Raw genomic sequence first — 23,374 nt, 5'->3', positions numbered from 1 at the left:
GCCAGGCTCGCGACGACGGCAACCGGGCGCGTCCCCGCATCGGGGCCGCGATGCGGGCCCATGCGGTGATTTCTTTTGAATCGACAGAGCTCTCGCGTATCCTTCGCACCAGGCGTGTGGCGGGCCGGCTGGTCCACAGTCCCCATGGAGGATGCAATGCCTGGTGCCTATACGACGTCGTTGCGCGGAACCCTCGAGATCCGCGAACGCGACCGCGACGTCGACATCGTTACTCTGGGAAATCTGCCGGGTGGATCCTACGTGGTTTTCGCGAAGGCCGTCGTGGTCACCCGGGTCGACTCGCAGGGCCGGGACTCGGCTCTCGCCCAGTTTTCGCTGGAGACGATGGGCGGCGCCGACAAGGCCATGACGACGCTGTGGCACTCCTCCGACCGCGGTTCCCTTCAGCCCGCCGACACGATCAGTCTCCAGCTGCCCATTCCAAGGCTGGTCACCACGACGAAACGAGGTGGCCCGTTTTCCATTTTCTTCGAGCAGACCGGTTCGGTGACGCTATTCGGCTCCAGCATCGCTGGAACGCTCGAAGTCAGGGACGTTGTGCTCACGGCCATCAAGGTCGATTCGGTCAAGGTGATGTGATCGGCTCCCCGTATGACCGCAGACGACATCGAATCCCAGGCGCTGAAGCTGCCCAGACATGAGCGGGCGCACCTTGCCGAAGTGCTGATCGCGAGCCTGGACGAGGAGGACGAGGTTTCGCGGGCGTGGGCCGACGAGGCCGACCGGCGCTTCGAGGAGCTGCGCTCGGGCGCGGTGAAAGGGATCCCGGCCGAGCAAGTGTTCGCCCGGATCCGCGCGCCGCAGCGGTGGGCGTGATCCACCGCCGGGTCGCGCTGAGTTACTCTCGCATTCTCGCACTTCACCGCCCCGGCCTGCCGCTTGCTGCCCCGCACACCATCAACACGGAGACGACCCATCCCCACACCGCCGCAGGAGCCGGAGCCCATGCTCGCAGCGGAGCCCGCGCCACAGGCCGCACCCACCGCGCACCTGGACACCTTCGCGCGCGACAACCTTCCGCCGCCCGAGCAGTGGCCGGCGATGGACCTGTCCGGCGTGCCGCACCTGGCCGCGCGCCCGCGGATCAACGCCGCCGCCGAGTTCCTGGACGCCATGTGCGCCGCCGGCCACGCGGACCGCCCCGCGCTGCTGGCGCCCGGCGTCCGCTGGACGTACGCGGAGCTGACCGAGCGCGCCAACCGCATCGCCGGGGTGCTGCGGGAGATGGGGATCGTTCCCGGCAACCGCGTGCTGCTGCGCGGCTACAACTCGCCCATGACCTTCGCGGCGTGGTTCGGCGTGCTGAAGGCGGGCGGCATCGTCGTGGCCACCATGCCGCTGCTCCGCGCGCGGGAGATCTCCGCCATCATCGCGAAGGCGCAGGTCCGCTTCGCGCTCTGCGACGCGCGGCTGATGGCGGAGATGGACGAAGCCGCATCTTCATCCCCCTGCCTTGAACGGACGGTCGCGTTCGGCACGGACGCGGAGGACGCGCTGGAGCGGCGGATGGCGCGGCAGTCCGCCGGCTTCGCGAACGTGCCGACCTCCGCGGAAGACGTGGCGATGATCGCGTTCACCTCCGGCACCACGGGGCAGCCGAAGGGGACGATGCACTTCCACCGCGACCTGCTGGCGAGCGCCGACACCTTCTCGGCGCACGTCCTCCGCCCGGAGCCGGACGACGTGTTCTGCGGCTCGCCGCCGCTGGCGTTCACCTTCGGGCTGGGCGGCTACGTCCTCTTTCCCATGCGCGTCGGCGCGGCCACGGTGATGCTGGAGCAGGCCTCGCCGCCCAACCTGCTGCAGGGGATCCAGGACTTCCGCGCCACCGTCTGCTTCACCGCGCCCACCGCGTACCGCGCGATGGCGGGGATGGCCCGGGACTTCGACCTGTCGTCGCTGCGCAAGTGCGTCTCCGCGGGCGAGCCGCTCCCCGCCGCGACCTTCGAGGCGTGGCGCGAGGCGACGGGGGTGAAGATCATCGACGGGATCGGGAGCACGGAGATGCTGCACATCTTCATCTCCAGCGCGGGCGAGGACATCCGCCCCGGCTCCACCGGCCGCGCCGTGCCCGGATACCGCGCCCGCGTGGTGGACGACGCCGGCCGCGAGGTGCCCCCGGGCGAGCCGGGGCGGCTGATGGTGCGGGGGCCCACCGGGTGCCGCTACCTGGCCGATCCGGAGCGGCAGCGCGCCTACGTGCAGGACGGCTGGAACGTCACCGGCGACACCTACGTGATGGACGCCGACGGCTACTTCTGGTACCAGGCGCGCAACGACGACATGATCATCTCCGCCGGCTACAACATCGCCGGGCCGGAGGTGGAGAACTGCCTGCTGGAGCACCCCGCGGTGCTGGAGTGCGCCGTGGTGGCCGCGCCGGACCCGGAGCGCGGCAACGTGGTGAAGGCCTTCGTCGTGCTGCGCGAAGGGTTCACGGGGGACGACGGGATGGTGAAGACGCTGCAGGACTTCGCGAAGCAGAGCATCGCGCCGTACAAGTATCCGCGCCGCGTGGAGTTCGTCTCCGCGCTCCCGCGCACGCAGACGGGGAAGCTGCAGCGCTTCCGCCTGCGCCAGCAGGAAGGCACGGCGGCGGGATGATGAACGGTGATCGGACCGCGGGGCGCGGCGACGGGTTCAGGATCGCGAAGATGCGACTGAAGTCGCGGCTACAACGGCACGCGAGGGCCGTCCGCGGCGCGCCGGGGATGCATCGGGGGGTGGGATGAGCAGCCTTCCCGAGATTCTGCAGCCGGAGGGATGGACGCCTGCGAAAGGGTACGCGAACGGCGTCGCGGCGGAGGGGCGGCTCGTGTTCGTGGCCGGGCAGGTGGGGTGGAACCCCGAGACGGGCGCGTTCGAGACGGACGATTTCGTCGCGCAGACGGCGCAGGCGCTGCGCAACGTCGCCCGCGTGCTCGCCGAGGCCGGCGCCGAGCCGCGCCACGTGACCCGGATGACGTGGTACGTGACCGACCGCGGCGAGTACCTGGCCCGGCCGCGCGAGCTCGGCGCCGCCTACCGCGAGGTCTTCGGCCGCCACTTCCCCGCCATGAGCGCCATGATCGTCGCCGGCCTGGTCGAGGAGCGCGCGAAGGTCGAGATCGAGGCAACGGCGGTGGTGCCGCGCGGGAATGGTGCGGCCGCGCCCCGGCCGGGCGAATGAATTCGCGGCAACAACAGCACAAAGTCCGCCTTCGCGCCACCTTTGCGGACTGCGGCCTCGGCATCCTGCCGGCGCCTCACCGCCGTGCAGCCGCCGCCCCCTCCCCGGCGCAATCGCGCCCGCCCTGCAATGGCAGGGCGGGCGCTGTCGTTTCGCATCCCGCGGTGATGCTGCGTCCCGGGAAGTCCGCGCAGGCGGACTGCGTGCCGTTGTAGCCGCGAGTTCACTCGCATTTTCGCGCCAGACCCATCGCCGCCGAACATCGCCTGGACCACGCCCGAACCGACGATGATGCCACCGTTCGGAGCCTACCCCGCGTCCGCGCCCACCAGCGCCTCGATCTCCTCCGGCGCCACGGGGACGCCGCGGGTCAGCACCTCGCAGCCGTCCTCCGTCACCAGCACGTCGTCCTCGATGCGCACCCCGATGCCGCGGTACTCGGCGGGCACGTCGTCCGCGGCGGCGGGGATGTACAGGCCGGGCTCGATGGTGAACACCATCCCCGCGGCCAGCGGCAGCCAGTCGCCGCCGCGGGCGCGGTAGTCGCCGGCATCGTGCACGTCCAGCCCCAACCAGTGGCTGGTCTGGTGCATGTAGAAGCGCTTGATCTCCTCGCCCTCCGCGATCGTCTCCGGATCGCCCTGCAGCACCCCCATCTCCACCAGCTCGCGCGCCAGCAGCAGCCGCGTGGCCTCGTGGATGGCGGCGATCGTCACCCCCGGCCGCACCATCGCGATGGCCTGCTCCTCGGCGCGCAGCACGGCGTCGTACACGCGGCGCTGGGGCGCGGTGAAGCGGCCGTTCGCGGGGAAGGTGCGGGTGATGTCGCCGCAGTACATCCCCCACTCCGCGCCCGCGTCGATCAGCACCAGGGCGCCATCGTCCGCGCGCTCGGCGTTCAGCACGTAGTGCAGGATGGTGGCGTTCGCGCCGGAGCCCACGATCGTGGGATACGCCGGCCCGGCGTCCGGCCCCGCCGCGCGGAAGGTGGAGTCGATCACGTTCGCCAGCTCCCACTCGCCGATGCCGGGGCGCGCGGCGCGCATGGCCCGCACGTGCGCCTGCGCCGACAGCTCGCAGGCGCGGCGGATGGCGCCGATCTCCTCCGGCTCCTTCACCACGCGCATGGCGTCCAGGATCCCCGCCGGGTCCATCACGTCGCTCGGCCCCTTGCCGCTGCGCGCGCGCCGGAGCCGCCACTCGCGGATCCAGGAAACGAGGCGGCGGTCCATCTTCTCGTTGCTCCCCAGCGCGTACCAGATCGCGTCCGCAGGCTCCAGCAGCGCCTTCAGCCGCGCGTCCAGCTCCGCCAGCGGGTACGCCGCGTCGGCGCCGAAGCGCTCGGTCGCGCCTTCCACGCCGGCGCGCGGACCGTTCCATGTCTCCCGCTCGGGGTCGCGCGGGCGGACGAAGAGGGTAAAGCGGTGCCTGCCGTCGTGCGGCGTCAGCACGGCCACACCGGGCTCGGAAAAGCCGGTGAGATAGAAGAAGTCGCTGTCCTGCCGGTACAGCACCTCGGTGTCGCGCGACTTGATCAGCTCGGGCGCGGAGCAGAGCACGGCCACGCCGCGGCCCATCCGCTCCAGGAAGCGCTCGCGGCGCCGCGCGCGGGGATCGTCGGGCGCGCCGGCCGGCGTGCGCGTCTCCGGCGTCCCGGCGAGAATGGTGGCCATCGGTAAGTTCAACCGCGGTATGGGGATTCAGAGCACCTCGCGGAGCGCGGCCTGTACGCGCGGGGCCAGCTCCGCCCACGCGGCGCCCGCGTCTTTCGTGACAGTGACGAAATCCGCGACCACGAACACGGAGGCGACGCCCGGCACGGCGAACAGCCGCTCGGCGATCGCGTCGCCCGCCGCCGCCTCGGCCGACGCGAAGGTCAGCCCGCGCCGCCCCTCCACCAGCGTCCGCCCGACGATGAACTTGGCCGCGTGCGGGTTCGGCGTCTCCTGGAAACGAACCTTCGGCTTGGCCACGATCGACGTCGGTGCGGTCGGCAGCTTCCGGCCGTCGCGCGGCCGCGGGGCCCCAAGTGTAGACGCGCCAACGCCTCCCCGCAACCGAACCCCGGCCGCGAATCCAATCTCCCACAAGGCGGCTGAAGCCGCGGCAACACCATTCCCCAGGTGCCGGGCCGCGGCAGCCCGCTCCGCACCTCACCTCTCCCGAGCGGATGAGGACCAGCAGCGGGATCCGGCGCTTGCGCTTCGCATCCTTCGCCGGCCAGCAGCGGCTCGCGAACCGCGCAACGCTCTGCGCATGGGCTCTCCTGGGTTGAGGTCAGCCCAGAATGATACATAATGCACAGCTAACCGACTAATGGGTATCATCTGTCATAACATCTTCCACGAATCCCCATCTCCCCCTGCATCCCCACCCGGTACGGGTCGTGCACCGGGTGCGCGGCCCGGAAAAAACGCCCACGCGAGCAGGCTTCGAGGTGGTGATGGAGGACGAGCGCGACCCGACCGAGGGGCCCAGGGCCGAGAAGAACGAGCGCCAGCAGGAGCCGCCCGGCTCCGAGCAGGAGATGAAGCAGAAGCCCGACCACGGCGAGGAAAGCTACCGCGGCTGCGGCAGGCTGGACGGGCTGGTCGCCCTCATCACCGGCGGCGACAGCGGGATCGGGCGCGCGGTGGCCATCGCCTTCGCGCGCGAGGGGGCGGACGTGGCGATCGGCTATCTCGGCGACGAGGAGGACGCGGACGCGCGGGAGACGCGGCGCTGGGTGGAACAGGCCGGGCGCCGCTGCATCGCACACCGCTTCGACGTGCGCGAGCCGGCGGAGTGCCGCGCGTTCGTGGACCGCGTGGTCGCCGAGCTGGGCAGGCTCGACATCCTCGTCAACAACGCCGCGTATCAGATGGAGCAGGACGGGCTGGAGGACATCACCCCCGAGCAACTGGACCGGACCTTCCGCACCAACATCTACGGCTACATCTGGATGGCGCAGGCCGCGCTCCCGCGCCTGAAGGAGGGCTCCGTCATCCTCAACACCGGGAGCGTGACGGCCATCGACGGCAACGAGGGGCTGATCGACTACTCGGCGACCAAGGGCGCCATCCACGTCTTCACCAAGTCGCTGGCACGGAGCGTGGCCAGGCGGGGGATCCGCGTGAACTGCGTGGCCCCCGGTCCGGTGTGGACGCCGCTCATCCCCAGCACCATGAGCCGCGAGCACGTGCGGAAGTTCGGCGAGGACACGCTGTGGGGCCGCCCCGCGCAGCCGGCCGAGATCGCGCCCAGCTACGTCTTCCTCGCCAGCGCCGGCGCGCGCTTCTACTCCGGCGAGGTGCTGTATCCCACCGGCCAGGCCACGTCCCGCTGATGGCCTGCCGCATCGGATACCACGCCAGCCACGAGCAGTACGCGCCGGGCGAGCTGCTGCGCCTGGTGACGCTGGCTGAGCGCGCGGGGTTCGCGAGCGGGATGTGCTCGGACCACCTGATGCCGTGGAGCGAGGAGGAGGGACAGAGCGGCTTCGCGTGGAGCTGGCTGGGCGCCGCGCTGCAGGCCACGCAGCTGCCGTTCGGCGTGGTCACCGTGCCGGGGGGATGGAGATACCACCCCGCGGTGCACGCGCAGGCGGCGGCCACGCTGGCGGAGATGTTCCCCGGGCGCTTCTGGATGGCGTGCGGGAGCGGCGAGTGGCTGAACGAGCACGTCGTCGGCGACTCGTGGCCGCCCAAGGCCGAGCGCAACGCGCGGCTGCGCGAGGGCGTGGACGTCATGCGCGCGCTCTGGGCGGGCGAGACGGTGACGCACCGCGGCCTGATCACCGTGGACGAGGCGAAGCTCTACGTCCGCCCGTCCGAGCCGCCGAAGGTGGTGGCCGCCGCGCTCAGCGAGGAGACGGCGGAGTGGGCGGGCGAGTGGGCCGACGGGCTCATCACCGTGGTGGGCGAGAAGGAGGGGATGCAAAAGATCATCGACGCCTTCCACCGCGGCGGCGGCGAGGGGAAGCCGCTGTACCTGCAGGCGCAGCTCTCGTTCGCGAAGACGGATGGCGAGGCGCTGGAGGCGGCGTGGCGGCAGTGGCGCGCGGCGATGCATCCCAGCCCCGTCCTGGCCCAGCTGAAGCTCCCCGCGGAATTCGACGCGGCGGCCGAGTACACGCGCCGCGAGGACGTGGCGAAGAAGATGCGCATCTCCGCGGACCCGGAGCGGCACCTGGAGTGGCTGTTGGGCGACACCGAGCTGGGGTTCGAGGAGATCAACCTCCACTGCGTGAACCGCCGCGAGCAGGAGCGCTTCATCGAGGTGTTCGGCGAGCACGTGCTGCCGCAGTTGCGGAAGGCGTAGAAAGCATCGTTCGGGCAATCCGGGGCAGAAAAGATACGAAACTCAGCGTGGGGGTGGGATTCGCAGTCCGTCCGCGACGCCGCGCCCTCTCCGGCCGGCCGAGGCCGTCCACCTCTCCCGTACCGGGCCCGTACCGGGAGAGGTAGCCAGGACAGATCACCGCTACTCCCCAGCATCCTCGCAACCCGGCCTGGAGCGTGCGCGGGAGCGCGGGAGCCACCTCCTCCCGGAACGGGAGGGGGTCGCGCCCTCCGGCGCGGGGGGAGGGCGCGAGGGCGAGGACCCGCGCGGAGGCATGAGGACGCGCTGTGTCGAACCCGCGGATGTTGGCGGAGACCGCGTAGATCGGAGACTCGACCCCGGGAGCCGGAGACTGGATGCACGCCGACTATCTGTGGTGGCAGCGGGGGGTGGTGTACCAGGTGTACCCGCGCTCGTTCATGGACGCGAACGGCGACGGTGTGGGCGACCTGCCGGGGATCACCTCGAAGCTGGACCACCTGCGCTGGCTGGGGGTGGACGCGGTTTGGATCAGCCCCATCTACCCCAGCCCGATGGCGGACTTCGGGTACGATGTGTCGGACTACCGCGGCATCCATCCGCTGTTCGGCACCATGGACGACTTCGACCGGCTGCTGCGCGAGGCGCACGCGCGCGGGCTGAAGGTGCTCCTCGACTTCGTCCCCAACCACTCGTCCGATCAGCACGTGTGGTTCCGGGAATCGCGCTCGTCGCGCGACAACCCCAGGCGCGACTGGTACATCTGGCGCGACCCGGCGCCCGGCGGCGGGCCGCCCAACAACTGGCTGAGCAACTTCGGCGGGCCCGCGTGGACGCTGGACGAGCGCACCGGCCAGTACTACTACCACGCCTTCCTCCCCTCGCAGCCCGACCTGAACTGGCGCAACCCCCGGGTGGTGGACGCCATGCTCGGCGTGCTGCGCTTCTGGCTGGAGCGCGGGGTGGACGGCTTCCGCGTGGACGTGATCTGGCACCTGATCAAGGACGACCAGTTCCGCGACAATCCCCCGAATCCCGACTTCAAGCCCGGCGGCAACCCTTTCCACCAGTTCGCGCCCGTCTACACCACCGACCGCCCCGAGGTGCACGACGTGATCGGGCGGATGCGCGCGCTCTTCGACGAGTTCGACGAGCGGGTGCTGATCGGGGAGATCTACCTGCCCGTGGAGCGGCTGGTGACGTACTACGGGGCGGACATGAAGGGCGCGCATCTCCCCTTCAACTTCCAGCTGATCCAGGCGAAGTGGGACGCGCGCCACATCGCGGGGATGGTGGAGGAGTACGACGCGGCGATCCCCGCGGGCGGATGGCCCAACTGGGTGCTGGGGAACCACGACCAGCACCGCATCGCCACGCGGGTGGGGGCGGAGCAGGCGCGGGTGGCCGCGGTGCTGCTGCTGACGCTGCGCGGCACGCCCACCCTGTACTACGGCGACGAGATCGGGATGCGCGACGTGCCCATCCCGCCGGACCGCGTGCAGGACCCGTTCGAGAAGAACGTCCCCGGCCAGGGCCTCGGCCGCGACCCCGAGCGCACGCCCATGCAGTGGAGCGCGGAGCCGAACGCCGGCTTCACCACGGGCGAGCCGTGGCTGCCGGTTGCGGAAGATTTCGCCACGGTGAACGTGCAGGCGGAGCGCGACGACCCCCGGTCGATGCTCTCGCTCTGCCGGCGCCTGATCGCGCTGCGGCGAGCCGAGCCGGCGCTGGCGGTGGGCAGCTACCGCTCCGTCCGCGCCGACGGCGACGTGCTGGCGTACCTGCGCAGCGCCGGCGGCTGCCACTTCCTGGTGGTGCTGAACCTGGGCGCCGCGCCGGCCGTGCTGAACCGCCGCGAGTTCGATCCCCCGGGCGTCGTGGCACTCGGCACCCGGCTGGAGCGCGAGGGCACGCGCATCGAGGGCGATGTCGGTCTGGCGCCGAACGAGGCCGTCGTCATCCGGCTGGAGACCGAGCCGCCGTCGCGGTAGCCGGCGCGGCGAGGTTCAGGAATCAGAGGAAGGGAGACGGAACGTCCTCGGCGATGATGCCGGCGGCGCCGGCCCGAGCGAACAGCTCGTGGATCGCGCGCACGCCTTCGTCGCCCAGGTCCGCGGTGAAGCGGTTGACGTACAGGTCGATGTGCTGGCGCTGCACGGCTTCGTCCATCTCCTGCGCGTGGGCGCGGACATAGTCCTTCCATGCGTCCGGATGCGCGAAGGCGTGCTCGACGGAGCGGCGGATGGCGTCGTCCACCGCGCGGATGGTGTCCGCGCCCAGGTCGCGGCGCGCCAGGATGCCGCCGAGCGGGATCGGCAGCCCCGTCGTCCGCTCCCACCACTCGCCCAGGTCCACCACCTTCACCAGCCCGTGCTGCGGATAGGTGAAGCGCGACTCGTGGATGATGAGCCCCGCGTCCACATCCCCACGCTCCACCGCGGGCATGATGTCGCTGTACACCATCTCCACGCCCGCCGCCGCGCCCGGCGCGAAGAGGCGCAGCAGCAGGTTCGCTGTCGTGTTGCGGCCGGGGATGGCGATGCGCTTCCCCGCCAGCTCCTCCGCGGTGAACGGCTGCCGCGCGACGACCAGCGGGCCGCACCCGCGCCCCAGCGCGCCGCCGCTGCGCAGGAGCACGTAGTTGCGCACCAGGTGGGGGGTGGCGCCGTACGACACCTTCGTCACGTCCAGCACAGCCTCGCCCGCCAGCCGGTTCAGCGTCTCCACGTCCTCCAGCCGTTCGCGGAACGCCAGCCCCTCCGCGCCCACCAGCCCGCTCACCAGCGCGTGGAAGATGAACGTGTCGTTCGGGCACGGCGAGAAGCCGAGCGTGAGCGTGCGTGTATCGATATCCGTCCCGGTGATCGTCATCGTGGATCCTGAGTCTGCATTCGTGTCGCCAAGAAGCCTCGAACTGCCGCTTCCACACCTTCTACCCCGCGAACACCGTTTCCCGCGCGGCGACGAGGGCGCGGACCGCCCGCTGCGCCGCTTCCGCCGCGGCGGCCAGGCGCCAGCGCGAGAGGTCGCGGTCCTCGACCAGGTTGCTGACCGCGCGCAGTTCCAGGAAAGGGACGTCGTAGATCGCGGCGACGTGGGCCAGCGCGGCGCCCTCCATCCCCTCGCACAGCGCGTCGTCGATGCGCCCGGCCATCTCGGCGCCTCGCGCGGCCGTCCCCGAGCACGCGGACACGGTGACGAACGGGCCCACGCGCACGTACACGCCGGCGGACGTGAGCGCGTCCGCGGCGCGCTGCACGCGGGCGGCGTCGAGGACGATCTCGTTGAACACGCGCCGGCCTCCGCGGTCGATCAGGGGGATGCCGATCCCCTCCGTCGACATCCACCCGCCCGGCGCCTCCACTCCCTCGTCGCCATAGACGGCGCGCGAGGCCAGCGCCACGTCGCCGATGCGGAGGCCGGAGCCGTCGTACGCGCCGCCCACGCCGAAACCGATCACCCCGCGCACCGTGCGCGTCTCCAGCAGCGCGGTCAGCCCCTGCGCCGCGTTCGTCTTCCCCATCCCCGCGGGAAAGACGATCACGGGCGCGCCGTCCAGCACGCCGGTCCACGCCGCCTTGCGGCCGATCTCCACCTCCGCGGCGCGGGCCAGGCCGTCCACCAGCCGCCGGCACTCCAGCGGAACGGAGCAGATCAGGGCGATGGGAGTCGTCATGCCCGGTCGAACGTGCGGAATTCCCAACGCACGTGTGACGACCGGCTATGGATCCTTCGGCCTGCCGTCTCCGGCGTGTGGACCCGTTCAGCGTGGCCGGCCTCAGGATGACGTCTGGGGGAGTGTGTCGAATGCACGGTCGATCTCGAGATCTGGCATCACCGTCGGCCGGGGCCGGGGGCGCGCGGGTTGCCGGGAGCGTTGCGAGCGCTGAATTTACCGCCCCGGGCGCCGCGCGGCCAACCGCGCCGGGCCACCCACCGCCCCACCCGCGAAGGACCGTGGATGCCGACCGCTCGTTCCATCGACCGCCCCCACCCGCGCGCCGGGGCCTGATGCACCGCGCCGCCACCCTCGCCGTCGCCGCGCTGCTCGCGGGGATGGGATGCGCCCCCCGTCCCCGCCCCGCGCCGGTTCCGCCCCCCGCGCCGCCTCCGCCGCCCGCCACGCCCGCGTTCACCGCGGCGGAGGTGTGGACGGCGCAGCCCGGCGTGGTGCTGCGCGGCGACTCGTCGTCCACCACGCTGCCGTGGATGTTCATGCGGCTGGCGGTGGTGCGCGTGGACAGCTCCGAGCTGGTGGTGCGCTGCATGGTGTGCCGCGGCTTCCCGCAGGGCCGCGTGCCGCGCGACCGCGTGGTGTACGAGGTCCGCGGCGTGGCCGACGCGCAGAAGCTGGAGCTGCCGGACTTCGCGCTGGCCGTGCGCGACGCCGCCCGCCGCCGCGACCTGGAGGCGCTGCGCCGGGTGATGTCGCGCGACTTCGTGTATTCGCTGGATTATCCGGAGGGCGTGCTGGAGGCGATGGCCGCGTGGCAGGGCCGCCGCTCGGGCGACATCGAGCGGCTGCCGGGGCTGCTGGACCGGGGCATCGTGAGCACCGGCGGCGGAGGGATCTGGGCCGCGCCCCCCGAGTTCGTCACCCAGCGCGGCTACGCCGACCTGCGCGCCGGCTTCCGCCGCGGCCCCAACGGCTGGGAGCTCACCTTCCTCGTCCGCCCCGAGATCGCCGAAGGGCTGGTGCACTGACGAAGTGCGGAAGTGCGGAAAGTGCGCTGGCTCGCCTGGAACCAGCGCACTTCCGCACTCACGCACTTCCGCACTTTTCCTAGCGGTGGACGCCCTCGCCCGAGATCACCGCGTCGGCGTAGCCGTTGTCGGGGTCGCCGCCGCGCTTCAGGATGCGGTCCACGATGCCGGGGCCGCGGTTGTACGCCACCAGCGCCATCCGCTTGTCGCCCTTGTAGTGGTCCAGCAGCTCGCGCAGGAACTTGAATCCGATGCTCAGGTTCACCTGCGGGTCGCGCAGGTCCGAGATCGTGACGCCCTTGCGCATCCCGCGCGCCGTGGCGGGCATCAGCTGCGTCAGGCCGATGGCGCCCACGTGGCTGGTGGCGCTGGTCTTGAACTCGCTCTCGGTGCGCACCAGCCCGAAGGCCACGTCCGGCTCGATGTTCTCCTGCAGCGCCAGGTCGTAGATGTTCTCGGCCAGCTCGCGGCTCAGCCCCATCTCGCCGTAGCGCTGCAGCTTGTCCTGGATCACCTGCTCGCGCGCCGTGGTCCGGGTCTCGGCCTGCTCGGTGGCCACCGCGCGCCAAGCGTTGCCCACCGCCTGGTCGTTGATCGGCACCACGTGGGGCATGATCCCCACCTGCTGCTCGTGCGCGGGGTCCACGCGCTGCTGGCTGTAGCGGGCCACCGCCAGCGGCGCCGCGGCGCCGGCCACGCCCAGGCCGATCAGCCCGTGGCGCACCGGATTGCGGCGCAGGCGGTCGAACGCCGAGCTGCGCTTGCGGCGCAGCCGGATCCCTTCGTCCACGCGGCGGTCGCCGGCGCCGTCGTAGGCGCGGCGGTAGCGGTGCGGCGGCCGCTGCGGCGCGTCGAGCGCCTCCACGGCGGGAAAGCGGCGGTGCGCGCGGCCCACGGAATGCTTCGGCGCCGGGGCGCCGCGCTCCCAGGGTGGCGGGGGACGTCTGCGGGTGGGTTGCATCGGGGCCTCGCCCTCCAGAGCTGCAAGTTAGCATCTGCCAATAACTTACCATCCCATCCAAGCGCTGTCCACCGATGCAGTTTGCGTGCCGTCGAAGCATCCGTTTACACGGAGATCGTCCCCAGCGGGTCGGGCGTTGCGATCCGTCTCCCGCGCGGCCATCTTTCGCGGTCCACGCAGTCGCAGATCCCCAGGCGCGGAGGTGGTGCATGTCCGCGGCTCGCAGCGCCGGACGGCCATGAAGTACGTCACCCCGCTGATCTTCCTGCTGCTGGTGATCGTGGGCGTCAAGCTGTCGGACTCGGTGTACCGGTGGCTGCGCTTCGGCCCCGAGCGCGAGCAGGTGAAGACGCTGCGCACGCAGCTGGTGGACGCCGGCGCGCAGATGGTGCGCACGCGGCAGGAAAGCGACAGCATGCGCAGCGTGATCCACGCCGACGACGCGGCGCTGGAGCGCGAGCAGGCCGGATTGCGCCGCTACGACGCGCAGGCGCAGGACGGCGCGCTTCCTCCCGACGTGTACGAGCGCTACCGCGTGGAGCTGCGCCGGTACAACGACCACGTGGTGCGGCGCAACGCCAAGCTGGGCGTGTGGCAGGAGATCCTGGCCCGCAACCACGCCGCGGTGGGCCGCTACAACGTGCTCAGCGACAGCATCCGCGACCTGGCCACGCGCATGGGCGACCCCTACTACAGCGTCCCCACGCCCGCCGAGGCCGCCATCGAGCGGGGATTGCTGAAGCCTGTAACGCCTTAGGTTCGTTCGACGCGGAACGACGATCGGCCCTCGCCCACATTCCTGGGCGGGGGCCGGTTCCGTTGGAGCGAACGAGACGGCTTGCGGGGGCTCGGGATGCTGCTGCCCGGCATCCATGCGTCTCCTCGGCCTCGCGCCGCCCTCTCCCCGCGCCTTAGAGCGCTCGCCCTCTCCCGTACCGGGCGAGGGGGGCTGCCCGGCTATCGGCGCGGCCTGCAATCTCTGGTCACACCATCAGTTCAGACGTGCCGGGATGCCGGTCAAGCTACCTCTCCCGGTACGGGAGAGGTGGACGGCCTATGCCGGCCGGAGAGGGCGCGAGGCATCGGACGCACTCCCGCACTTTCGCACTTTCGCACTTTCGCACCCAATGCGAAGGGGAGGCCCGCACCCGAGCCTCCCCCTCGCACCGCCATCTCCGCCGCGCCGAAGCCGGCAGTCAGTTGTGCCCGCTGCCGTGGTGCCCCTCGCTCTCGAAGCCGTGCTCGGCCTCGGCCTCGAGCTCGGCCACGCGGCCGTTGAACTGCGTCAGGTCCAGCACGTTGGCCCCCGTGCGGAAGAAGGCGGCCGGGTCCAGCAGCACCGCCACCTGCGCGCTGGTGTTCCCCTCGGCCACGGTCAGCGGCGGGTTCAGCGGCAGCGTCAGCTTCACCTCGGCGCGGGCGAACACGCGGAAGTCCGTCGCGGTGCCGCCGGTGGGCGTGAAGGTGCCCGTCACCAGCATGCTGGCGTTGGCCGGCCAGTCCGGCACCTGCTGGCGGATGCTGGTGAAGAGCGCCGCCACCGCCTGCTGGCTCACGTCGTCGTCGTCCTCGTGGTCGTCGTCGTCGCGCAGGTCCAGGTTCTTCACGCGGAAGCGCACCGCGGTGAAGGTCCCCGGCGGCACCGTGCCGGTGGTCACCGTAAGCTGGCTCCCGTCCAGCGGCAGCGTCAGGAACTGCGGCCCCGCCTGGAACTCGCACTCGCCGGCCTCGTGGTTCGGGCCGTCGTCGCTCCCGCCCGAGCGGTCGGCGCTCACCGCCGCCGTGGTCGTGGCTCCGCAGCTGGAGCCGTCGGCGCCGCGCAGCTCGAAGCGGCTGACCACCAGCTTGATGTCGGTGATGTTGAGGGTGCCGTTCGTTCCCGTCACCGTCAGCCCGGTGCCGGTGGCGAAGAGCGGGCCGGCGGCGGCGCGCGAGGCGCTCACGCCGGTCGAGACGCCCATGCGGATCTGCACCTGTCCGGGCGCCGAGGCGCCGGTGCCGTCGCCGCTGCAGGCGGCCAGCGCCAGCGGCGCCAGCACGACGGGGAACGCGAGGATGGATCGGAACTTCATGGTGTGCTCCTGCGGGTTCGGCGGCGCCTCGGGGCGGCCGCGGTGTGGGTCGGGTTCGGCAGGCACAGGGTGCAACGGGTGGACCGTGGGCGACTACGGACGTTTACCACCGCCGGAAACCCGCGCCGCGTCTGGATAATCGTGACAACGGAGAATGGGCGCCGTCCGGTTCCGCTGGCGATCATTGTCTCGCCACGCTACACTCCATGACGTGCGGCGAGCCACGCCGCCCCCGAACCGCCACTCCACCCCGTCCCACCGCGCACTCGCCGCCCGTGACCCAGCTCCTGGTCGTCGCCCGCTCCGATTCCTTCTCGCAGCTCTGGCCTCAGCTGGCCGAGGGCGCGGGGGCGGAAGCACGCGTGGTGGGCGCCCCCGACGAGGCCGCCGGCGCCGCCGACGCCCTCGCCGTCCTCCTCTCCGTGGCCGGGGTGGAGGAAGAGGCGGAGCCGGCCATCCGCGCGCTCGCCGCCGCGGGCGCGCCCGCGCCCCTGGTCATCGGCGCGCGGGCGGACCACCGGCTAGCGGTGGCCCTCGTGCGCGCGGGCGCGGCGGACTACTTCGCGCTCCCCGGCGACCTGGAGGCGCTCCGCGCGGAGGTCGCCGACCGGGCGAAGCGGCGGCAGGCGCGCGAGGCGGGCGGGCGGCTGGCGGCGGCCGAGAAGCACCACTTCGACTTCTCGCGCATCATCGGCCGCAGCCCGCAGCTGCGCGCCGCGCTCGACCGCGCCGCGCGCATCATCCCCCGCGACCGCGCCACCATCCTGGTCACCGGCGAGACGGGGACCGGGAAGGAATTGCTGGCCCAGGCCATCCACTACAACGGCCCGCGCGGCCCCGCGCCCTTCGTGGAGCTGAACTGCGCCGCCGTTCCCGCCGGGCTGCTGGAGACCGAGCTGTTCGGCCACGAGCGCGGCGCCTTCACCGACGCGCGCACCGCCAAGCCCGGCCTGTTCGAGGCGGCCGACGGGGGCACGCTCTTCCTGGACGAGATCGGCGACCTGCCGCTGCCGCTGCAGGGGAAGATCCTGAAGGCGCTGGAGGAGAAGCAGGTGCGCCGCGTGGGCGCCGTGCGCGGGCGCGAGGTGGACGTGCGCATCATCGCCGCCACGCACGTCGACCTGGCGTCGGCGGTGCGCAAGGGCGAGTTCCGCGAGGACCTGTTCTACCGCCTGAGCGTCATCCCCATCCACCTCCCCCCCTTGCGGGAGCGGGGCGACGACGTGGTGTTCCTGGCCGAGCACTTCCTGCGCACGCTGGCCGACCAGTACGCCATGGACCCGCCCGCGCTGGCGCCCGACGTGCGGCGCGCGCTGCTGGTGCACACCTGGCCGGGGAACGTGCGCGAGCTGCGCAACAGCGTGGAGCGCGCCCTCCTGCTGGGCGACGGCGGGCTGGACCCGGCCGACCTCTTTCCCTCCCTCGGCGGAGCGGAGGGCACGGGCGGCGGAGGCGGCGCCATCCCCTTCCCCGCCACCCTGGCCGAGATCGAGCGCAGCGCCGCCTTCGCCATGATGGAGCGGATGGAGGGGAACAAGAGCGCGGCCGCCGAGGGGCTGGGCATCTCCCGGTCGCGGCTGTACCGGCTGCTGGAGGGGACGGACGACGATGTTGCGGAATGAGACAAGCCGTCCCGCCCCGGAACATACGCCGTCGCGCGAAGTACAGGCGTGGCGCGGGTTTCCGCGCGGTTCGCGGCTTGCCCCGTTGGGGGACGGAACGCGATCCACCGCACCCACCGTGAAGTGCCTGCCATGCTGATCCGACGTATCCTTCCAGCCGCCGCGCTGCTCCTGGCCGGTGTCCTGTCCTCCTGCGGCGACGGCTCGCCCTCCGGCCCCACCGAGAAGCCCGGCAGCGAGCTGGTCTTCCTGCGCGTGGCCGGCAACGCCCCCGCGCTGCAGACCGACCGCATCCAGTTCTGGGCCAAGGTGGGCGACGGGATCGAGCGGGAGATCCGCTACGCCAACACCGAGCCGGGCTACAACGGCGACGAGTGCCTGGAGTTCAAGATCCCCGGCAACGGCCTGTGGAAGAAGCCCGACGGCTCGCTCTTCCAGCGGGGCGACTCGGTGCTCATCTCCATCCGCGTGGTGGACCTGCAGCACTTCTCCTTCGAGTTCCAGCCGGCGGGGCTGCGCTTCAGCCCCGACCACCCGGCCGAGCTGCGCCTGTCCTTCCGCTGGGCCGACCCCGACCTGAACGGCGACGGCGTGGTGGACGACCGCGACCGCAGCTTCAACTTCGGGATCTGGAAGCAGGAGGCCGACGGCCTTCCGTGGGTGCGCATCGGCACCAGCCGCGACAGCGACCTGCAGGAGCTGCGCGCCGACATCTCGGGGTTCACGAAGTACGCCATGGCCGGCGGCTGAGACACGGACCGATGGACGCCCCGACCGCTCCCGTCCTTTCGCTCGACGAAGCCCGCGCGCTCCGTGCGTCCGGCCAGTGGCAGCCGCTGGCCGAGCGGACCACCGCCCTGGGCGACGAGGAGCTGTTCCGGGAACCCGAGCTCGCTTTCCTGAGCGCGGTGGGCCACCGCCGCATCGGGCGCACCACGCGTGCGCTCGAGCTGCTGCGCCAGGTGGAGCCCGAGGCCCGCCGCCGTGGCGACCAGCGGCTGCTGGCCGAGGTGGTGAACCTCACCGGCATCGTGCTCTGGGAATCGGGCCGCTCCGCCGAGGCCGAGGTCCGCTTCGGCGAGCTGCTGGAGTCGGCGGTGGAGTGGGGCGACGAGGAGGCCACGGCACGCGCCTGCAACAACCTGGGCGTGCTGGCCAATGTGCGCGGGCGGCGCGACTTGGCGCTCACCTACTACCAGCGCGCGCTGGCGGCCTACCAGCGGCTGGGGAACGTGGGCGGCCTCTCGCAGACGCACCACAACCTGGGGATCTCGTACCGCGACCTGCGCTTCGACCGCGAGGCCGACGCGCACTTCGGGCGGGCGGTGGAGCTGGCCGAGCAGTCGCAGCAGGAGGACGTGGTCGCGCTGGCCGAGGTGGAGCGCGCCAACCTGCGGGTGCGCTGGGGCGACGGGCGGCTGGCGGGGGAGATGGCGCGCCGCGCGCTGGAGCGCTTCCGCCGCATCTCCGACCCCACCGGCGCCGCGCAGGCCATCCGCGTCCTGGGCCTTGCCGCGCGCGCGGAGGAGCGCGACGACGACGCGGCCGCGCGCTTCGACGAGGCGCTGGAGATCGCCCGGACGCACGACGACGCCCTCCTGCGCGCCGAGGTGCAGCGCGACCGCGGCACCCTCCTCCGCGACCGCGGCGACCTGGCCGCGGCACGGGAAGCGCTGGCGGATTCGATGGAGAACTTCGCGCAGATCGGCGCCGCCGCCGAGGCCGAGGCCATCCGCGGCCTCATCGACGCGCTCGACGGCTGATCCGGAACGGCAGGGTTCCGCACAGAGAAGCAGGGCAGTAGAGGAGATCCATCATCCTCCGCCGCCCTGCTTCTCTTCTTTTCTCCCCGTGGAACCGGTCGTGGATGCCGGCTGCACGACATTTGCTCGCGTCGCGCTACCGGAGATGTTCGACGACCGAATGGACCGACGGAGGAGGGGATGATGAAGGGGATGATCCGGACCGCGCTGGGCGGCGCGGCGGTGATGGTGCTGGCGGCGTGCGGCTCGGCGGCGCCGGGGGGCGGCGGGGGATCGCCTACGCCGCTCACCTTCACGGTGCCGCTGTACGACGCGCAGGGACAGGAAGTCGCCCGCGCCACGCTCACGCAGGCCGGGCGCGACACCGTGCACCTGGCGGTGGACGCCACGCGCCTGCCCGCGGGAACGCACGGCACGCACCTGCACGAGGCCGGGCGCTGCGAGCCACCGCAGTTCACCACGGCGGGCGGGCACCTGAACCCGCTGGCGCGCAAGCACGGCCTGCGCAACCCGCAGGGCCCGCACCTGGGCGACCTTCCCAACCTGGTGGTGGGCGCGAACGGGCAGGGGCACATGGAGGCGCGCATCCTCGCCTCGCTGCGCCCCGGCCAGCCGCCGATCTTCGACGTCGACGGCACCGCGCTGGTCGTCCACGCCGGCGCCGACGACATGGTCACCGACCCGTCGGGCAACTCCGGCGCGCGCATCGCCTGCGCCGTCATTGCCACCCCCGCCGTGGGGAGCTGAGGACGATTTTGTAAGATCGTGCAACGCGGAGAAGCGGAGGAGCAGAGACGAACCACGTCTTCCGCTCCTCCGCTTCTTTGCGTGATATGAGATCCCCGCCTAATCCTCCACGCGCGACACCCGTTCGGCGCGGCGGCGCTCGCGGGCGGCCTCGCGGATCTCCCGCAGCACGGCGTTGAAGGCGCCGGCCGCCTGCGCGAAGGCGCCGCCGCGGCGCAGCGTGGTGGCGTCGGCGCCCACGAAGGCCGACACCGCGCGCCGCAGCGAGCGGTCGGTGGAGTAGCCGCACGCCCAGGCCGCCGCGTACACGGTGCGGCCGGGGTCGTCCAGGAGCATGCACGCCAGCAGGATGCGCATCCACGCCTGCACCTGGCGCGGCGGCGGCAGGTCGGCGCGCGCGCACCGCTCGGTGAGCGTGCGCGGCGCCACCGACAGCGCCCGCGCCAGGTCCGGCGCCCCGCCCCCCTCCACGGCCACCTCGGCCGCGCCCATCAGCAGGTTCCTCGCTTCGGCCCCCACGAAGGTCAGGAACGACTTCTCCAGCCGCCGCTTCAGCGGGCGCGCGTGCGCCTGCCGCAGCCGCGCGTGGATCCCGCGCGGCGTGCCCTCGGGCCCGGTGTCGATCATCTCTGACACGCCCCACTCCAGCAGCGTCTGCACGTCGGCCACGGTGTCGGCGCCCAGCTCGAAGGCGGCCACCACCGTGAGCGACGGGTAGTGCCGCAGCAGCTCGCGCAGCCGTGGAAAGGCGTCGCCCGCGCGGCGGCCGGCGTACGGGTCCAGCAGCACCACGGCCGACGGCGGTGCGGTGCGCACCGCCGTCTCCAGCTCCTCCCACCCCACCGGCGGCTCCACCACGTACGGGGGGTCCAGACGGTCCAGCCCGTTCAGCCGGAGTCCGTCCAAAACGATGACGCGCCGCGCGTTACGCCGCTTCATCCAGACCGTTCGTCGCGTTCGGGGCGGTCTTTTTCTCCGGGGTATGCGTTGACGGTGTCCACTTTCCACGGCGACCTTAGCCGCGCGAACGGGCATCCCGCCATCCCACACTCCTCGGAGGAAGCCATGAAAGCCAAGGTCCTGCTTGCCATCTGCGCCGTGTCGCTGGCCGTTGCCGCCTGCAACGCCACCACGCCGACCGCCCCGTCCAGCCGCTCGCCGAACACGCCGGCGATGGACGGAGTGGGTACGTTTGGCTCCGGCGGGTTCAGTGACACCACCAAGACCGAAGGCGGCCACTGAGCGAGGCGCGCGGCCGCGCGGGGGGCGTTATTCGCCATCCGAGCGGCCGCGCTCCAGCGAGGCGACCAACTCGTCGGCAAGCTCCTCACCGGAAGACCCGGAGGCACGGCGCTCGGGGACGAAGCCCTCGACGCCCTCCATCTCCTGTTGCTCGACCGCGGCGGCCAGCGCGTCGGCACGAACGATCACATTCGACTCGCTGCGCAGCTTTGCGGCTTCACCAGCGTCGTGCGCCAGGGCAAGTGCCTCCGGCCAGTCGCGGAGTGATGCCGCCCCATATGCCATCTCCAGAATCGCCACCGCGAGCGCTTCTCTGGTCACCAGTTGCGGAACGAGCTCCTCCGCCTCGCTGCGGAACGCTGCGAATCCCGCGCGATCTCCGGTTCCGGCCACCGCACGGGCGGCGTTCGCGACCACTCGCAGCGCGTCGTCCGGAGCGGAGAAGTAGGGCCGGACAGCCTGGAAGACGGAGAGTGCGCGGTGGAAGTAACCCTGCGTCATCCAGAAGTACGCAACGTCGTGCGCCAGCTTCGGAATCCTGCGGTCGGTGGGACGATACGCCGCGAGCGCGCCACGCGCGTAGAACTCCGCGTCGGCGCGGTTGCTCTCCTGGACGGCGATGGCGAACAGGTCGTGCATCGCCATCGCCTCCTGCTCGCGCAGGTGGAAGCGTTGCGAGATCCGGAGCGCGCGAACGTGGTACTGGCGCGCGTCACCGTGGCGCCCGACTTCCAGCAGCAGGTTTCCCATCGACGTGAGCGACCTCGCCTGCGTCTCCCAGTCGCGCTGCGCCACGGCCAGGCGGTGCGCGCGGCGGAGCCACCGCTCGCCGTCGCGGGCGTTGCCGTGGCCGCGAAGGAGCCTTCCCGCGAGCCAGGCATAGCGCGGATGCTGCGGCGCCGTCCGCGCCGCGGCCTCGGCGAAGGCCAGCCCCACGCGCCGGGCCCCGCGCCCCAGCGCCCAGTCGGCCACGCACACGCACGCCCACGGCAGCCGCCCGCCCCCCGCGGCCGGGGCCGCCGCCAGCTCGCCCACCACCACCGCCAGCGGGAAGCGCGCCTCCGCCTCCAGCGACCCGCTCAGCAGGCGGTGCTCCCACCGCTCCATGTAGTCGCGGTCGAACACCTCGCGCCGCGCCCCCTCGGGCTCGGCCGTCCACAGCTGCAGGCAGCGCAGCACCTGCCACACCGCGAAGGCCGCATCGTGCGGAAGCTCGGCCAGCAGGTCGGGCGGAAGGGCGCTGCCGGTGGGAAAGGCGGAGGTCGCGGGGTCGTCGGTGGCGGCGGTTTGGGGGGGCATCATGGCTCCACTCGCGGGGGAAACGATGGGCATACTTTTGCGGCGTATTCTAAGCGGAAAAGTGCGTCTCGTCCACAGCGAGAACCGACCGCCCCGGATAGGCCATCGAAGACCGCGAATCACGCCTTGCGCGGATAAACCGGACAGAGTAAACTTGAAGTCACGTCCATTATGTCCCCCCGACCTGACGTCGGCTTCATTGCGGAGGCAACCGCCATGACGGATCGGCCCCTGGGAAACCTCGAGCGGCTGCGCGAGCAGGTGACCACGCGGGTGCAGGCCACCTCGCTGCGGGCGGTGGCGCGGCAGGTGGGGATGAGCCCCACCGGGCTGGAGAAGTTCCTGGCCGGCGGCACCCCCTACACGCGCAGCCGCCAGAAGCTGCAGGACTGGGCCGAGCGCGAAACTGGACGCCCCAGCAGCGACCTGACGCTCGAGGGCGTGGAGATCGCCATCGGCGCGCTGGTGCGCGACATCCCCGCGGAACACCGCGTGGAGGCCATCGCCCGGCTGGTGCGCACGCTGCGGGCGGTGTACCAGGGGCAGGGCACGTCGCCCCCCGACTGGCTGGACCAGCTCTCGGCCACCTGGCTGGACGAGGAGGCGGGCGGCGGGTGGCCCGAGCGGGGCGATCCGGACTCCGGGGAGCTCGACGACCTGGACGCGGACGACGCCTGACGCGCGCCAACGCGGCGGGGCCCGCGCCGCTGCGCGGGCCCCGCTCGCGTCCGACCGCTCCGAAAGACGGCTACGCTCGCCGGCTAATCGTCGTCATCGTCGTCGTCGCCCTCGGGCTCGTAGCCGCTCTCCTCCTCGATCATCTCGGTGAGCTGCGACCCCCAGGCGCTTTCCAGCAGGCGCCGCACGCGGGGGAAGCGGCCCATGATCTCGGCCATCTCGGGGCTCACGAACAGCTCCAGCACCTCGCTGCGCCGCCCGGCCTCTTCCTCCAGGAACTCCTTCAGCTCCTCGATCAGGTCGCGCAGGTCGCTCAGCAGCTCGGTGGGAAAGTGCCCCTCGTCCAGCGCCACCGCCGATTCCACCCAGTCGTGCGTCTGCGAGACCAGCTCGTCGAAACGCTCGTCCACCCGTGAGTCCGCCATTCCCGCGCTCTCCTTGGCCGTTCTCGATGTAAGGTCAGACAGGCCCGGGGGCCCGGTCCGCGTGCGAAAGATCCGTGGCTGTCCACGTGCGGGACACAGCGTAAAGGATGGGTGGGGGATGGTCAAGTGCCGCGCGCGAATTCTTCCTCCATCTTCCCCGCCCGCCGTGGGTCGAAGACGGGGTCGAGAGGATGAAGATCGCGGGTCCGATCACGAATCTTCCCCCATCCCCCATCCGCTCGCACCTTGCAGGATGGAGATGGAGACCGAGCGTCCGCGCGCGAAATCCTCCACCGTCTTCCCCCTCCGTTGCCGTGAAAGATGGAGATCGGGGGAGATGGAGATTCCGCCGTCGCCGGCCGATCCGCGCCG

Annotated in this window: 24 protein-coding genes; 15 read left to right on the top strand and 9 right to left on the bottom strand. The window is 71.9% G+C overall.

What is annotated here, in order from left to right:
• Window positions 1-156 precede the first annotated feature (156 nt).
• From VLK66_RS08130 to VLK66_RS08115, 4 genes are all read left to right on the top strand, one after another.
• A complete protein-coding gene (locus VLK66_RS08130) occupies window positions 157-600 on the top strand; it encodes a hypothetical protein (protein ID WP_325308891.1) in 444 nt (147 codons plus the stop codon).
• Between the two features lie 12 nt (window positions 601-612).
• On the top strand, window positions 613-837 hold the full coding sequence (locus VLK66_RS08125; RefSeq protein WP_325308890.1) for an addiction module protein: 225 nt from the start codon (window positions 613-615) through the stop codon (window positions 835-837).
• A gap of 129 nt (window positions 838-966) precedes the next feature.
• Window positions 967-2,625, top strand: coding sequence for a benzoate-CoA ligase family protein (locus VLK66_RS08120; protein ID WP_325308889.1), 1,659 nt, complete (start codon window positions 967-969; stop codon window positions 2,623-2,625).
• A 124-nt stretch (window positions 2,626-2,749) separates the two neighbouring features.
• Complete coding sequence (locus VLK66_RS08115; protein WP_325308888.1) at window positions 2,750-3,190, top strand: RidA family protein; 441 nt, start codon at window positions 2,750-2,752, stop codon at window positions 3,188-3,190.
• Between the two features lie 308 nt (window positions 3,191-3,498).
• Here the strand turns inward: VLK66_RS08115 and VLK66_RS08110 are convergent, their stop codons facing one another.
• Window positions 3,499-4,863 (bottom strand): aminopeptidase P N-terminal domain-containing protein, encoded by a 1,365-nt coding sequence (locus tag VLK66_RS08110; protein ID WP_325308887.1) that lies wholly within the window; start codon window positions 4,861-4,863, stop codon window positions 3,499-3,501.
• Between the two features lie 27 nt (window positions 4,864-4,890).
• Window positions 4,891-5,163, bottom strand: a complete 273-nt coding sequence (locus VLK66_RS08105; protein WP_325308886.1) for a NifU N-terminal domain-containing protein — start codon at window positions 5,161-5,163, stop codon at window positions 4,891-4,893.
• 470 nt (window positions 5,164-5,633) lie between these two features.
• Here VLK66_RS08105 and VLK66_RS08100 point away from each other — a divergent pair, with 470 nt between their 5' ends.
• The 3 genes from VLK66_RS08100 (at window position 5,634) to VLK66_RS08090 (ending at window position 9,480) form a co-directional block, all read left to right on the top strand.
• Window positions 5,634-6,515: an SDR family oxidoreductase gene (locus VLK66_RS08100; protein ID WP_325308885.1), complete on the top strand. Its 882-nt coding sequence runs from the start codon at window positions 5,634-5,636 to the stop codon at window positions 6,513-6,515.
• A complete protein-coding gene (locus tag VLK66_RS08095) occupies window positions 6,515-7,489 on the top strand; it encodes a TIGR03885 family FMN-dependent LLM class oxidoreductase (protein ID WP_325308884.1) in 975 nt (324 codons plus the stop codon). The genes VLK66_RS08100 and VLK66_RS08095 overlap by 1 nt, the downstream gene beginning before the upstream one ends.
• Before the next feature lie 377 nt (window positions 7,490-7,866).
• Window positions 7,867-9,480 carry an alpha-amylase family glycosyl hydrolase gene (locus VLK66_RS08090; RefSeq protein ID WP_325308883.1) on the top strand — a complete coding sequence of 538 codons (1,614 nt, stop codon included), beginning with the start codon at window positions 7,867-7,869 and terminating at the stop codon, window positions 9,478-9,480.
• Between the two features lie 22 nt (window positions 9,481-9,502).
• On the opposite strand, the gene VLK66_RS08085 is transcribed toward VLK66_RS08090, so the two are convergent.
• On the bottom strand, window positions 9,503-10,360 hold the full coding sequence (locus tag VLK66_RS08085) for a 1,4-dihydroxy-6-naphthoate synthase (protein ID WP_325308882.1): 858 nt from the start codon (window positions 10,358-10,360) through the stop codon (window positions 9,503-9,505).
• A 61-nt stretch (window positions 10,361-10,421) separates the two neighbouring features.
• Entirely contained in the window at window positions 10,422-11,165 is a 744-nt protein-coding gene (gene mqnB / locus VLK66_RS08080; protein ID WP_325308881.1) for a futalosine hydrolase, read from the bottom strand.
• Window positions 11,166-11,500: 335 nt separating this feature from the next.
• On the opposite strand from mqnB, the gene VLK66_RS08075 reads away from it, so the two are divergent.
• Window positions 11,501-12,193: a hypothetical protein gene (locus tag VLK66_RS08075; protein WP_325308880.1), complete on the top strand. Its 693-nt coding sequence runs from the start codon at window positions 11,501-11,503 to the stop codon at window positions 12,191-12,193.
• Window positions 12,194-12,272: 79 nt separating this feature from the next.
• Here VLK66_RS08075 and VLK66_RS08070 read toward each other — a convergent pair whose 3' ends face one another.
• Window positions 12,273-13,154 (bottom strand): transglycosylase SLT domain-containing protein, encoded by an 882-nt coding sequence (locus VLK66_RS08070; RefSeq protein WP_325308879.1) that lies wholly within the window; start codon window positions 13,152-13,154, stop codon window positions 12,273-12,275.
• A 238-nt stretch (window positions 13,155-13,392) separates the two neighbouring features.
• Between VLK66_RS08070 and VLK66_RS08065 the strand changes: the two genes are divergently transcribed.
• Complete coding sequence (locus tag VLK66_RS08065) at window positions 13,393-13,911, top strand: hypothetical protein (protein ID WP_325308878.1); 519 nt, start codon at window positions 13,393-13,395, stop codon at window positions 13,909-13,911.
• A 439-nt stretch (window positions 13,912-14,350) separates the two neighbouring features.
• Here VLK66_RS08065 and VLK66_RS08060 read toward each other — a convergent pair whose 3' ends face one another.
• Window positions 14,351-15,226, bottom strand: a complete 876-nt coding sequence (locus VLK66_RS08060) for a hypothetical protein (RefSeq protein ID WP_325308877.1) — start codon at window positions 15,224-15,226, stop codon at window positions 14,351-14,353.
• Between the two features lie 275 nt (window positions 15,227-15,501).
• Between VLK66_RS08060 and VLK66_RS08055 the strand changes: the two genes are divergently transcribed.
• The 4 genes from VLK66_RS08055 (at window position 15,502) to VLK66_RS08040 (ending at window position 19,358) form a co-directional block, all read left to right on the top strand.
• Window positions 15,502-16,848 (top strand): sigma-54 dependent transcriptional regulator, encoded by a 1,347-nt coding sequence (locus tag VLK66_RS08055; protein ID WP_325308876.1) that lies wholly within the window; start codon window positions 15,502-15,504, stop codon window positions 16,846-16,848.
• A gap of 132 nt (window positions 16,849-16,980) precedes the next feature.
• Window positions 16,981-17,598, top strand: coding sequence for a hypothetical protein (locus tag VLK66_RS08050; RefSeq protein ID WP_325308875.1), 618 nt, complete (start codon window positions 16,981-16,983; stop codon window positions 17,596-17,598).
• Between the two features lie 11 nt (window positions 17,599-17,609).
• The gene (locus tag VLK66_RS08045) at window positions 17,610-18,611 is read left to right on the top strand and encodes a tetratricopeptide repeat protein (protein WP_325308874.1); all 1,002 of its coding nucleotides are present in this window, start codon (window positions 17,610-17,612) and stop codon (window positions 18,609-18,611) included.
• Between the two features lie 180 nt (window positions 18,612-18,791).
• Window positions 18,792-19,358, top strand: a complete 567-nt coding sequence (locus VLK66_RS08040; protein WP_325308873.1) for a superoxide dismutase family protein — start codon at window positions 18,792-18,794, stop codon at window positions 19,356-19,358.
• Window positions 19,359-19,457: 99 nt separating this feature from the next.
• Here the strand turns inward: VLK66_RS08040 and VLK66_RS08035 are convergent, their stop codons facing one another.
• Complete coding sequence (locus VLK66_RS08035; protein ID WP_325308872.1) at window positions 19,458-20,297, bottom strand: helix-turn-helix domain-containing protein; 840 nt, start codon at window positions 20,295-20,297, stop codon at window positions 19,458-19,460.
• Between the two features lie 126 nt (window positions 20,298-20,423).
• Between VLK66_RS08035 and VLK66_RS08030 the strand changes: the two genes are divergently transcribed.
• Window positions 20,424-20,600 carry a hypothetical protein gene (locus tag VLK66_RS08030; protein WP_325308871.1) on the top strand — a complete coding sequence of 59 codons (177 nt, stop codon included), beginning with the start codon at window positions 20,424-20,426 and terminating at the stop codon, window positions 20,598-20,600.
• A 27-nt stretch (window positions 20,601-20,627) separates the two neighbouring features.
• Here VLK66_RS08030 and VLK66_RS08025 read toward each other — a convergent pair whose 3' ends face one another.
• The gene (locus VLK66_RS08025) at window positions 20,628-21,902 is read right to left on the bottom strand and encodes a hypothetical protein (RefSeq protein ID WP_325308870.1); all 1,275 of its coding nucleotides are present in this window, start codon (window positions 21,900-21,902) and stop codon (window positions 20,628-20,630) included.
• 213 nt (window positions 21,903-22,115) lie between these two features.
• Here VLK66_RS08025 and VLK66_RS08020 point away from each other — a divergent pair, with 213 nt between their 5' ends.
• Window positions 22,116-22,577, top strand: coding sequence for a hypothetical protein (locus VLK66_RS08020; RefSeq protein WP_325308869.1), 462 nt, complete (start codon window positions 22,116-22,118; stop codon window positions 22,575-22,577).
• Window positions 22,578-22,660: 83 nt separating this feature from the next.
• Here VLK66_RS08020 and VLK66_RS08015 read toward each other — a convergent pair whose 3' ends face one another.
• On the bottom strand, window positions 22,661-23,002 hold the full coding sequence (locus tag VLK66_RS08015) for a hypothetical protein (RefSeq protein WP_325308868.1): 342 nt from the start codon (window positions 23,000-23,002) through the stop codon (window positions 22,661-22,663).
• Window positions 23,003-23,374 lie beyond the last annotated feature (372 nt).

It is taken from the genome of Longimicrobium sp. (assembly GCF_035474595.1).
Lineage (GTDB): Bacteria > Gemmatimonadota > Gemmatimonadetes > Longimicrobiales > Longimicrobiaceae > Longimicrobium.
Note: the sequence above shows the minus strand (reverse complement) of the source record. Positions and strands in the feature narration are given on the sequence as shown.

Coding starts and splice junctions, on each gene's coding strand:
- VLK66_RS08130 (WP_325308891.1), top strand. CDS start 157: ATGCCTGGTGCCTATACGACGTCGTTGCGCGGAACCCTCGAGATCCGC.
- VLK66_RS08125 (WP_325308890.1), top strand. CDS start 613: ATGACCGCAGACGACATCGAATCCCAGGCGCTGAAGCTGCCCAGACAT.
- VLK66_RS08120 (WP_325308889.1), top strand. CDS start 967: ATGCTCGCAGCGGAGCCCGCGCCACAGGCCGCACCCACCGCGCACCTG.
- VLK66_RS08115 (WP_325308888.1), top strand. CDS start 2,750: ATGAGCAGCCTTCCCGAGATTCTGCAGCCGGAGGGATGGACGCCTGCG.
- VLK66_RS08110 (WP_325308887.1), bottom strand. CDS start 4,863: ATGGCCACCATTCTCGCCGGGACGCCGGAGACGCGCACGCCGGCCGGC.
- VLK66_RS08100 (WP_325308885.1), top strand. CDS start 5,634: ATGGAGGACGAGCGCGACCCGACCGAGGGGCCCAGGGCCGAGAAGAAC.
- VLK66_RS08095 (WP_325308884.1), top strand. CDS start 6,515: ATGGCCTGCCGCATCGGATACCACGCCAGCCACGAGCAGTACGCGCCG.
- VLK66_RS08090 (WP_325308883.1), top strand. CDS start 7,867: ATGCACGCCGACTATCTGTGGTGGCAGCGGGGGGTGGTGTACCAGGTG.
- VLK66_RS08085 (WP_325308882.1), bottom strand. CDS start 10,360: ATGACGATCACCGGGACGGATATCGATACACGCACGCTCACGCTCGGC.
- mqnB (WP_325308881.1), bottom strand. CDS start 11,165: ATGACGACTCCCATCGCCCTGATCTGCTCCGTTCCGCTGGAGTGCCGG.
- VLK66_RS08075 (WP_325308880.1), top strand. CDS start 11,501: ATGCACCGCGCCGCCACCCTCGCCGTCGCCGCGCTGCTCGCGGGGATG.
- VLK66_RS08070 (WP_325308879.1), bottom strand. CDS start 13,154: ATGCAACCCACCCGCAGACGTCCCCCGCCACCCTGGGAGCGCGGCGCC.
- VLK66_RS08065 (WP_325308878.1), top strand. CDS start 13,393: ATGAAGTACGTCACCCCGCTGATCTTCCTGCTGCTGGTGATCGTGGGC.
- VLK66_RS08060 (WP_325308877.1), bottom strand. CDS start 15,226: ATGAAGTTCCGATCCATCCTCGCGTTCCCCGTCGTGCTGGCGCCGCTG.
- VLK66_RS08050 (WP_325308875.1), top strand. CDS start 16,981: ATGCTGATCCGACGTATCCTTCCAGCCGCCGCGCTGCTCCTGGCCGGT.
- VLK66_RS08045 (WP_325308874.1), top strand. CDS start 17,610: ATGGACGCCCCGACCGCTCCCGTCCTTTCGCTCGACGAAGCCCGCGCG.
- VLK66_RS08040 (WP_325308873.1), top strand. CDS start 18,792: ATGATGAAGGGGATGATCCGGACCGCGCTGGGCGGCGCGGCGGTGATG.
- VLK66_RS08035 (WP_325308872.1), bottom strand. CDS start 20,297: ATGAAGCGGCGTAACGCGCGGCGCGTCATCGTTTTGGACGGACTCCGG.
- VLK66_RS08030 (WP_325308871.1), top strand. CDS start 20,424: ATGAAAGCCAAGGTCCTGCTTGCCATCTGCGCCGTGTCGCTGGCCGTT.
- VLK66_RS08025 (WP_325308870.1), bottom strand. CDS start 21,902: ATGATGCCCCCCCAAACCGCCGCCACCGACGACCCCGCGACCTCCGCC.
- VLK66_RS08020 (WP_325308869.1), top strand. CDS start 22,116: ATGACGGATCGGCCCCTGGGAAACCTCGAGCGGCTGCGCGAGCAGGTG.
- VLK66_RS08015 (WP_325308868.1), bottom strand. CDS start 23,002: ATGGCGGACTCACGGGTGGACGAGCGTTTCGACGAGCTGGTCTCGCAG.